Raw genomic sequence first — 9,352 nt, 5'->3', positions numbered from 1 at the left:
TGAGACCTGGCACGGCTTCATTATGGCGCCGCGTGATTTCGACGGCGAACTGCCGGATTTCGGTGATGCCGTGTGGCGCCGTTCCAGCCATGCCTTTGCCGATTGTTTCGAACTGGCCGGGATCGCGCCGATGGATATTTCCGGCTTCGACGTCAATCTGATGCTCGACGATGCAGCGACAGGATTGACCCGGCGGGTGCGCATTGAGGACGGGCGGCTGACGCGGGTGATTTTCGTGGCCCCGATCGACAAAAAGCTGCCGCCGCGCGACTGGCTGCTGGAACGGTTCGGCGACGCGGTTTTAAGCGACGAGGACCGCGCCGCCTTGCTGATCGGCCGCCTGCCGGGCGTCGAAGACAAGGGCCGCATCATCTGCGCCTGCCGTAGCGTCGGCGAAAAGACCATCACCGCCGCCATTGCCGATGGCGCCCTCACCGTTGAGGCCATCGGCGAGGCCACGACCGCCGGTACGGCCTGCGGCTCGTGCAAGGGTGAACTGAAGCAATGCCTGCTGAAACACGCAAAGGAATCGTCTCATGTCGCATAAAGATGGTGTTCCTCCACAGTCCCCTCTCCCCTTTAAAGGGGAGAGGGGTGGGATGAGGGGTCCCTCGCCGGTAACGACGACGCCCGTGACTGGCGGAGTCGCCCCGCACCCCATCGCCGTCGCTGCGCTCGGCGCTCGTCCTCACCCCGTAAACGGGGAGAGGGGGATCACGGGCGCGCCAACGGGCTTCGTCACCCTGTGCGGCGCCGGTCCCGGCGGCACGGATCACCTGACGCTGGGGGCGCTCAAGGCGCTGCAAGGCGCCCAGGCGGTGCTTTACGACGCGCTGGTGTCGGATGAGATCATCGCGCTTCTGCCGCAGCGCTGCGTCAAGGTCTGCGTCGGCAAGCGCGGGGATCGTCTATCCGTTCCGCAGGACAGGACGAACATGCTGATGGTCCGGCTGGCGCGGCGCGGGCTGAATGTGGTGCGGCTGAAAGGCGGCGATCCGTCCGTGTTTGGGCGCGTCGAGGAGGAGCGCCTGCATCTGGACCGCCACGGCATAGCGCACCGCACCCTGCCCGGCGTGACGGCGGCCTCGGCGGCGGCGGCGCAGTTCGCCTTTCCGCTCACCCATCGCGGCGAAGCGCGTTCGGTGACCTTCCTGACCGGGCGCGGCCAGGACGGCGCCATTGACTTCCGCGACGGCTTGCTGGCCGACCCGTCCGCCAGCCTGTGCTTCTATATGTCCTCGCACAACGCCGGGCATATTCAGGCGTCTTTATTGCGCGCCGGACGGTCCGCCGCCACGCCGGTCATGGCGGTCGAGAACGCCGGACGCGAGACGGCGCGCGCTGTGCGTGGTCGCCTCGCCGATCTTGCAGACATGGTCACCGATGCCGCATGGGACGGGCCGGTCCTGCTCGGCGTCGGCGCAGCCTTCGCCTATGCGCGGCTGGACACGACGGCGGCAAGCGTCAGCGCGGCCTGTGCGCGATGATCTGCGCCAGGGTCGCCACCGCGATCTCAGGCGGGGTCTGCGCGGCGATATCGAGGCCGACCGGGGCGTGAATGCGCGTCAGCGAGGCCTCGTCCCACCCCATGACGCGCAAGGCGTCGAGGCGGCGCGCATGGGTGGCGCGGCTACCGAGCGCGCCGATGTAAAACGCTTCGGAACGCAGGGCGGCGTCAAGGATCGGCGGCTCGAAAGCGTGGTCGTGGAACAAAGAGACGACGGCGGTGTGCGCATCCGGCGGCGGGCCGTCCCAGCCTTGCGCCGAATGCAGCGGCAAGGCTTCCGTACAGGCGCGCACCATCGCATCGGGGCTCCAGGCCATGACCTCGCCTTCGCTGAGACGCGCCATCTGAATCAGGAACGGCAGAACGGGACTGGCGCCGAACAGCAAAAGCCGGGTTTGCGGCCTGAAGCGTTTCTCAAAGCGCATCCCATCCGCCTCGAAAACATAGAGGCCGTCCTGTCGCGCCCGCCGGGCTGCGATCAGGGCGTTCAGGCTTGCCTCATCCAGCGTCACGTCGAAACCAACGTGAATGGCCGCGCCGCAGGGCAGGATGATGTCCTTGAAGCGCGAGCCTTCGCCGTAAAGCTCGACATGGTTTTGACCGCGCCTCATCGCCGCCAGGGCGTCAAGAATCAGGGCCTGCTCGGCGCATCCGCCGGAGATCGCCCCAACCGCGCGCCCGTCCTCCGCCACCGCCATCTGACTGCCGAGTGGACGGGGGGCGCCGCCTTCAAGGCCGATCAGGGTCAGGAGCGCGGTCCTCAAACCCTGGGCGCGCCAGTCCGCCAGCGCCTCCAGCACATAGTCCTGATAAACCGGCGGCGCGATCAGCTTCGCTTCATCTATCCCCTGCCCGTCCGCCATATCCGCCCTCACGCAATCTGCGGCAAATGTTTAATGTGCTTATCCAGCGTGACCGGATAATCGCGCACGCGCACGCCCGTCGCATTATAGACCGCATTGGCGATGGCCGCGCCAACGCCGCACAGGCCCAGCTCGCCTACCCCCTTGGCCTTCATCGGCGAGGAAATCGGATCGGCCTCGTCGAGGAAGATCACCTCCTGATGCGGAATGTCGGCATGAACGGGAACCTCATAACCGGCCAGGTCGTGATTGACGAAATAGCCGAGGCGTTTATCGACGCTGAGTTCCTCCATCAGCGTCGCGCCCGCGCCCATTGTCATGGCGCCGATCACCTGGCTGCGCGCCGATTTCGGGTTGAGGATGCGCCCCGCCGCGCAGACGGCCAGCATGCGGCGGATGCGGATTTCGCCGGTAAAGGCGTCAACACCGACCTCAACGAAATGCCCGGCGAAGGTCGATTGCTGATAGGTTTTGTCGAGGTCGCCATATTCGATGGCGTCTTCGGCGCTCAGCCCGCCCGGTCCCGCCGCGTCGGCCAAGGAAACCGAGCGTCCGCCGTCGCTGACCTGACCATCGGCGAAGACGGCCTTGTCCGGGTCCATGCCTTGCGCCTGCGCGATCATCGCGCGCAGCTTGACGCAGGCCGCATAGACGCCCGCGGTCGAATTGTTGGCGCCCCACTGGCCGCCTGATCCCGCCGAGACCGGATAGTCGGAATCGCCGAGCCGCACCGTCACCGCATCAAGCGGAACGCCCATCATTTCGGCGGCTGTCTGGGCCAGAATGGTGTAACTTCCCGTGCCGATATCGGTCATGTCGGTCTCGACCGTCACATGACCCTGCGGATCCAGCTTCACGCGCGCGCCGGACTTCATCGAGAGGTTGTTGCGAATGCCCGCCGCCATGCCGAGGCCGATTAGCCAGCGCCCCAGCCTGACCGATCCGGGCTTCGCCTGACGCGCCGACCAGCCGAAGCGTTCGGCGCCGGTCTTCAGGCACTGCACGAGTTGGCGCTGCGAGAACGGACGGTCCGGCTTTTCGGGATCGACCTGGGTGTCGTTGCGGATGCGGAAATCAACCGGGTCGAGGCCCAGCTTTTCCGCCATCTCGTCCATGGCGATCTCCAAAGCCATCAGGCCCGGCGCCTCGCCGGGGGCGCGCATCGCATTGCCTTCGGGCAGGTCCAGCACCGCCAGATAATCGCAGGTCAGGCGGCTCGCCCCCGCATAGAGCAGCTTCGTCTGCTGCACGGCGGTTTCCGGCCCGCCGCCCGGCAGATTGCCGGACCAGGATTCATGCGCGATGGCGGTGAGCTTGCCGTCCTTGCTGGCGCCAAGCCGGAGGCGCTGGAGCGTTGCGGGACGGTGCGTCGTGTTGTTGAAAATCTGTGGCCGGGTCAGCGCGACCTTGACCGGACGGCCCGCAGCCTTCGCGCCCAGAGCCGCCAGCACCGCGTCGGCGCGCACGAACAGCTTGCCGCCAAAGCCGCCGCCAACATAGGGCGAGACCAGCCGCACCTTCTCCACGGGCATGTTCAGGGTGCGCGCCACATCGCCCCGGCTCCAGTTGACCATCTGATTGGAGGTGTAAAGAATGAGCTGATCATCGTCCCAGACCGCCGTGGTGGCGTGCGGCTCCATCATGGCGTGCGACTGGTCGGGCGTTGCATAGGTCGCATCGAGCGTCACCGGCGCGGCGGCCAGGGCGGCCTCGACATCGCCGACCTTATCGACGCCGTGGTGCGGCTTGGCGTCGGATTTGGCGTCAGCCAGATCGAAGGCGCCCGGCGTTTTGACATAGCGCGCCCGGATCAGGTGCGCCGCCGCGCGCGCCTGTTCAAAGCTCTCAGCCACGACAATGGCGACCGCCTGATGATAGTGCTGGATGTCGGGTCCGCCCAGCAGGGCGGCGGTGTTGCTATGGCCCTTGCCCAGCTTGCCCGCCGTCTCAGCCGTGACAATGGCCAGCACGCCGGGCGCGGCCCTGGCGGCCTTGAGGTCCATCGCCACGAGGCGGCCTTTGGCGATCGCAGCGCCCAGAACATAGCCGTAGGCGGGATTTTTCACGACATCATGACGCTCATAGGCGTAGGGCGCGGTCCCGGTGGTCTTGTACTTGCCGTCGATGCGGTCGGTCGGCTTGCCGACGATCCTGAGCTGGTCGATCGGGTTTTGCGTGGCGGGCGTATCAAACTTCATGGCTCAGGCCCTCGCCTGCGACAAAATACCGGCCAGCGTCCGTTCCGCCAGCGCGATCTTGAAGGCGTTCTGGTCGGTCGGCGACGCACCCGCCAGCAGTTTCTCGGTCACGGCTTTGGCGCCGTTCGGCAGCTCCGCCTCGGCGGCCTCGACGCGCCACGGCCTGGGCGCCACGCCGCCCAGCGCTACGCGCCCCGATCCGTCCGGCTGGAGAATGGCCGCCGCCGACACCAGGGCGAACGCATAGGAGGCGCGGTCGCGCGCCTTGTGATAAACCTGTTTGCCGCCGACCGGCCTTGGCAGGGTGACGGCGGTGATCAGCTCGCCGGGCATGAGCGCGGTCTCGATATGCGGCGTCCTGCCGGGCAGGCGATGGAAGTCGGCGATGGCGATCCTGCGCGTCTTGCCCGCCGCGTCGATCGTCTCAACCGTAGCGTCGAGCGCGCGCATGGCGACGGCCATGTCGCTGGGATGGGTCGCGATGCAGGCCTCGCTGCCGCCAATGATCGCCAGTTGTCGACTGACGCCTTTGAGCGCCGCGCAGCCGCTGCCCGGTTCGCGCTTGTTGCACGCCTGATTGGTGTCATAAAAGTACGGGCAGCGCGTGCGTTGCAAGAGATTGCCCGCCGTCGTCGCCTTGTTGCGCAACTGCCCTGACGCCCCCGCGACCAGAGCGCGCGTCAGCAGCGGATAGTCCTTGCGCACCCCCGCATCGGCGGCCAGATCGCTGTTGCGCACCAGAGCGCCGACGCGCAGGCCACCCTCATCGGTCGGCGCGATGGCGTCCAGTTTCAGGCCGTTGACGTCGATCAGGTGCGCAGGCGTCTCGATCTCCAGCTTCATCAGGTCGAGCAGATTGGTGCCGCCGGCGATGAATTTCGCGTTCTTGTGACTTGCCATAGCCTGCGCCGCCTGTTGCGGGCTTTCGGCGCGCTCAAAGGTGAAGGCCCTCATGCCGCGCCTCCGGCGACGTCCTGGATCGCGTCGATAATATTGGAATAGGCGCCGCAGCGACAGATATTGCCGCTCATGCGCTCGCGCAGCTCGGCGTCGCTCAGGCTGACACGATCGAGGTCTTCGGTGACGTGGCTAGGCGCGCCGTCGCGGATTTCGCCAAGCGTTGCCACCGCCGAGCAGATCTGACCGGAGGTGCAGTAGCCGCACTGATAGCCGTCATGGCGGATGAAGGCGGCCTGCATCGGGTGCAGATTGTCAGGCGTCCCCAGCCCTTCGATGGTCGTGACCTTGTCGCCTTCGTGCATGACGGCCAGGCTGAGGCACGAATTGATGCGCCGTCCGTTGACGATCACCGTGCAGGCGCCGCACTGACCATGATCACAGCCCTTCTTCGTGCCGGTCAGGTTCAGATGCTCGCGCAGCGCGTCGAGCAGGGTCGTGCGCGTATCCAGCTCAAGGCTCTGCGGCTGATCGTTGACGAGGAGATGGACCTGCATACGGCTCGGCGGGGCTGAAACGGGCTGGCTTTGCGCCTCCAGCGGCGCCGACAGGGCCAGAGATACGGCGGTTGAGCCGATCAGCACGCCGCGTCTTGTGAATTCGGGATCATCAGACCGCTTCATGCAGTTCCTCCGGCGAATGGCGCCTGCGGCATTCTAGGGGCGTCAGGCGAGACAAATTCAATAATCGGCTTTGGTCGCATCATTAAATTGCTGCAAGCGCGCGAGGTCGGCAAGCGTGTCCACGTCTTCAATCACGCCCTTGTCATCGCTGTCGATGAAACCGGTGCGAAATCTGTCGTCATGGAACAGCGTCGCCGCCCCCGCCTCGCCTTGCAAAGCGTGAAAACAGCGCCGACGCAGCAGCGCCGGATGGCCGGGTTGTCCCTTATAAAGCGGCCGCACGGCGTCGAGATCATCGTCAGTCAGCTTCTGCGACAAGGCGGGAAAGATCGCCGCCGGAACGCACGGCATATCGGCCAGCAGCACAAAGACCGCCTCCGCCGTCGTCGCTTCAAGGCCCAGCCGCAGCGACAGGCCAAGTCCCGCCTCCGGCGCCGTATTCGCGAAGGTCTTAAAGCCACGCGCCAGAAAGATCTCCGCCAGTTCGTCATCGGCTTGCGAAGTGACCGCGATCGTCTCGATAAATGGAAAACTGCCCGCGCAGGCGGCGGTGTAACGCGCCAGAGGCCGCCCGTTCAGGCGCGCCAGCAGCTTGTTGCCGCCGAAGCGCCGCCCCTGCCCCGCCGCCAGCACGATCAAAGCCGTCTGCACGTCACTTTTCCGGCGGCAGATCGAGGTCGGCCACCGCTGTGGCGGCCAGCAGGAAGGCGCCGACGCCATAGAGTTGCGTATCGTCATAGGTGACGGCGTCGGGGCGGTCGCTGACGGGCTGGACGTAGCCGAGCTTGCCGTCGGGATGCACCGAGGCCGTCAGCGCGTCCCAACCCTTGCGCACGACGGGCTCATACGCGGCGGCGTCCAGAATCCCGGCCTTGATCCCCCAGGCGAAACCATAGGTGTAAAAGCCGGTGCCGCTCGATTCCGGCAAGGAGGTCTTCGGATCGCTGAGCAGCGACGGCGACCAGTAGCCGTCCGCCTTCTGGATCGCCTTGAGCTTGACCGCCATCTGGCGGAAGATCGCCACCATCCTGGCGCGTTCAGGGTCGCCTTCTGGCAGGAGCCTGATCATATTGGCGAGCCCAGCGAACACCCAGCCGTCGCCCCGGCTCCAGAACAGCTTTTGGCCATTGTCATCGCGGCGGGTGAAGAAGCGGCTGTCGCGATAATAGAGATGCTCATCCTTATCGTAGAGTTTGGCCGTGGTCGCCTCGAATTCCGACTTGGCGTAGTCGGCATAAGCCGGATCATGGGTCAGCTTTGTCATGCCCAGCCAAACCGCCGGCCCCATGAACAGGGCGTCCGCCCAGCACCAGCGATCGCGGCAGGTCTTGCCGTCGTCAACGAAGGTCAGATCGTTCTTAGGCGGATTGGCCAGAACGGCGTCGAGCCGCGCCCGCGTCGGGGCGATGGCCGCATCGCCCGCGCCATGCGTCGCCGCCCACAGATAACTCTGGCCGATGACATAATCGTCGGCGTCATAGGTCCGCGCACCCAGCGCCCAGCCGGTCGCCGCGCCGCGCGCCATGATCGCCTGCTTGAACTCAGGGCGTTCGCTGTGATCCGCCAGAGCGCTCAAACCGACGAACAGGGCGCCCTGCACCCAGCCGGTCGGATCAGCGTTGCGGGCGTCTTTTGAGCCCTGCTCGCCCGCAAGCGTCGCCAATTGATAATCGCCAACCTTTTCCGCCAGCGCGATGGCGGCAGATGGTGACGGATCGGCGGCTTGAGCCATAACCGGCAGGAGCGCCAGCGCGCCCGTCAGCAACAGGGATTTTAAAGACGTCATGAAGGCTCCTCCGGTCGGGGCGTGTCGGTCAGCCCAGTTGGCTTAAATCAACGCTCTGCATATCGTCATAGTCAAGGTTTTCGCCGCCCATCGCCCAGATAAAGGCGTAGGCCGCCGCCCCGACCCCCATATGCAGCGACCACGGCGGGCAGATCACCGCCTGCTCGTTGCGCACGACGATATGGCGCGTCTCGTCGTCCCGGCCCATGATATGAAACAAAGGCTTATCCGGCGCCATGTCGAAATAGAAATAGACCTCGGAGCGACGCTCATGCGTGTGCGGCGGCAGGGTGTTCCAGACATTGCCGGACTTCAACAGGGTCAGGCCCATCATCAGTTGCGCCGAGCCGCAACTCTGTGGGGCGATGTACTGATAGATGAGCCGCTCATTGGCGCCCTCGGCTTCGCCGCGTTTGAGCGGACGGGCGGCGGAACGCGACAATAGCTGCGTGGGGTGCGCGGCGTGCGCGGGCGTGCTGGCGAGATAAAAACGCGCCGGGCCGGGGGCGACGTTTCGGAAAGCGACCTCACGCGCGCCCATGCCGATATAGAGGGCGTCCAGCGGACCGACCTCATGGGCCACGCCATCGACGCTGACCACGCCCAGTCCCGTCCCGATATTGATGACGCCCAGTTCGCGACGTTCGAGAAACGGCGCGCTGTTGTCCTGAGACGGCAGGCGCAAGGCGGACTTCAATGGCGCGGCGCCGCCCACGATCATGCGCTCCTGATGCACATAGTTGAGCCGGAGTTCGCCCGGCGCGAACAGGTCGTCGATCAGGTACATTTCGCGTAAGGCGGCGTTGCTGGCGCCGTCCATCGCCTTCGGATGCGTGGCGTAAAAAGTGTTGCGGTACATGGATGTCACGGCGTAGAGATACCGCCGCCCGCGCTCGAAAGCGCTTCGCGCGCGCAGGCGTCGGCGACCTCATGCGGAACGTCCGCGACGGCCAGAGCGCCGATCAATCGTCCGTTTTCGTGCAGGGGCAGCGATCCGGCGTGCGGATTATAGATGTCCTTATGCGCCTCCAGCTCGGCGGCGAAGGCCGCGTCGGTATGGGTGCGCGGCTCCATGACCGAGCCGGGCAGATCATAATGGGCGGCGGCGGCGGCCTTGAGCGGCGCGGCGACCGGCGGCTTGGGCGCATCATCGGCGCGCAGCACCAGTTTGACCCGGCCCGCGCTATCGACCACGGCGACGCTGGCCGCATAGCCTCTGGCCTGACAGGCCGACAAGGCCGCCTGCCCCAGGGCCTGCGCCTGGGCAAGCGTCGGTTGCGGCTGAACCGTATAGGCGGGCTGCGCCACAGCGGGCGCGGCCAGCATCAGGCCAAGAAACACCAGTCCGGAACGCATGCGCGCCTCCCCTTATATGTTTATTGCGCAAGGCGTAACATATAAGGATATGGCGTTCAATA

The 9,352-nt window shown here is 65.8% G+C and carries 10 protein-coding genes; 2 read left to right on the top strand and 8 right to left on the bottom strand.

Annotated elements, in window-relative coordinates:
- Both ACTHLA_RS10470 and cobA read left to right on the top strand, forming a co-directional pair.
- The coding region (locus ACTHLA_RS10470) for a (2Fe-2S)-binding protein (protein ID WP_440188482.1) at positions 1–547 on the top strand (547 nt) is incomplete at its 5' end.
- Between the two features lie 52 nt (positions 548–599).
- Complete coding sequence (gene cobA, locus ACTHLA_RS10465) at positions 600–1,487, top strand: uroporphyrinogen-III C-methyltransferase (RefSeq protein ID WP_440188479.1); 888 nt, start codon at positions 600–602, stop codon at positions 1,485–1,487.
- On the opposite strand, the gene ACTHLA_RS10460 is transcribed toward cobA, so the two are convergent.
- The 8 genes from ACTHLA_RS10460 to ACTHLA_RS10425 are packed head-to-tail and all read right to left on the bottom strand — an operon-like array spanning position 1,465 to position 9,290.
- Positions 1,465–2,370: an XdhC family protein gene (locus tag ACTHLA_RS10460; RefSeq protein ID WP_440188477.1), complete on the bottom strand. Its 906-nt coding sequence runs from the start codon at positions 2,368–2,370 to the stop codon at positions 1,465–1,467. The two genes, cobA and ACTHLA_RS10460, sit on opposite strands and share 23 nt — an antisense overlap.
- An 8-nt stretch (positions 2,371–2,378) precedes the next feature.
- Positions 2,379–4,568 (bottom strand): aldehyde oxidoreductase molybdenum-binding subunit PaoC, encoded by a 2,190-nt coding sequence (paoC, locus tag ACTHLA_RS10455; protein WP_440188474.1) that lies wholly within the window; start codon positions 4,566–4,568, stop codon positions 2,379–2,381.
- Between the two features lie 3 nt (positions 4,569–4,571).
- Positions 4,572–5,522 (bottom strand): FAD binding domain-containing protein, encoded by a 951-nt coding sequence (locus tag ACTHLA_RS10450; RefSeq protein ID WP_440188471.1) that lies wholly within the window; start codon positions 5,520–5,522, stop codon positions 4,572–4,574.
- Positions 5,519–6,148: an aldehyde dehydrogenase iron-sulfur subunit PaoA gene (paoA, locus tag ACTHLA_RS10445; protein ID WP_440188468.1), complete on the bottom strand. Its 630-nt coding sequence runs from the start codon at positions 6,146–6,148 to the stop codon at positions 5,519–5,521. Before paoA ends, ACTHLA_RS10450 begins: the two co-directional genes overlap by 4 nt.
- A gap of 57 nt (positions 6,149–6,205) precedes the next feature.
- Positions 6,206–6,799: a nucleotidyltransferase family protein gene (locus ACTHLA_RS10440; protein WP_440188466.1), complete on the bottom strand. Its 594-nt coding sequence runs from the start codon at positions 6,797–6,799 to the stop codon at positions 6,206–6,208.
- A gap of 1 nt (position 6,800) precedes the next feature.
- The gene (locus tag ACTHLA_RS10435; RefSeq protein ID WP_440188463.1) at positions 6,801–7,934 is read right to left on the bottom strand and encodes a glycoside hydrolase family 88/105 protein; all 1,134 of its coding nucleotides are present in this window, start codon (positions 7,932–7,934) and stop codon (positions 6,801–6,803) included.
- 28 nt (positions 7,935–7,962) lie between these two features.
- Positions 7,963–8,793, bottom strand: a complete 831-nt coding sequence (kduI, locus tag ACTHLA_RS10430; protein WP_440188460.1) for a 5-dehydro-4-deoxy-D-glucuronate isomerase — start codon at positions 8,791–8,793, stop codon at positions 7,963–7,965.
- 5 nt (positions 8,794–8,798) lie between these two features.
- Positions 8,799–9,290 carry a heme-binding protein gene (locus ACTHLA_RS10425; RefSeq protein ID WP_440188457.1) on the bottom strand — a complete coding sequence of 164 codons (492 nt, stop codon included), beginning with the start codon at positions 9,288–9,290 and terminating at the stop codon, positions 8,799–8,801.
- Positions 9,291–9,352 lie beyond the last annotated feature (62 nt).

It is taken from the genome of Asticcacaulis sp. (assembly GCF_051956075.1).
Classification (GTDB): Bacteria; Pseudomonadota; Alphaproteobacteria; order Caulobacterales; family Caulobacteraceae; genus Asticcacaulis.
This window is presented reverse-complemented; position numbering and strand designations above follow the sequence as displayed.

Excerpts from the sequence above, each read along its gene's own strand:
- paoA (WP_440188468.1), bottom strand. The coding sequence starts at position 6,148 with ATGAAGCGGTCTGATGATCCCGAATTCACAAGACGCGGCGTGCTGATC.
- ACTHLA_RS10460 (WP_440188477.1), bottom strand. The coding sequence starts at position 2,370 with ATGGCGGACGGGCAGGGGATAGATGAAGCGAAGCTGATCGCGCCGCCG.
- ACTHLA_RS10450 (WP_440188471.1), bottom strand. The coding sequence starts at position 5,522 with ATGAGGGCCTTCACCTTTGAGCGCGCCGAAAGCCCGCAACAGGCGGCG.
- paoC (WP_440188474.1), bottom strand. The coding sequence starts at position 4,568 with ATGAAGTTTGATACGCCCGCCACGCAAAACCCGATCGACCAGCTCAGG.
- cobA (WP_440188479.1), top strand. The coding sequence starts at position 600 with ATGAGGGGTCCCTCGCCGGTAACGACGACGCCCGTGACTGGCGGAGTC.
- ACTHLA_RS10435 (WP_440188463.1), bottom strand. The coding sequence starts at position 7,934 with ATGACGTCTTTAAAATCCCTGTTGCTGACGGGCGCGCTGGCGCTCCTG.
- ACTHLA_RS10425 (WP_440188457.1), bottom strand. The coding sequence starts at position 9,290 with ATGCGTTCCGGACTGGTGTTTCTTGGCCTGATGCTGGCCGCGCCCGCT.
- kduI (WP_440188460.1), bottom strand. The coding sequence starts at position 8,793 with ATGTACCGCAACACTTTTTACGCCACGCATCCGAAGGCGATGGACGGC.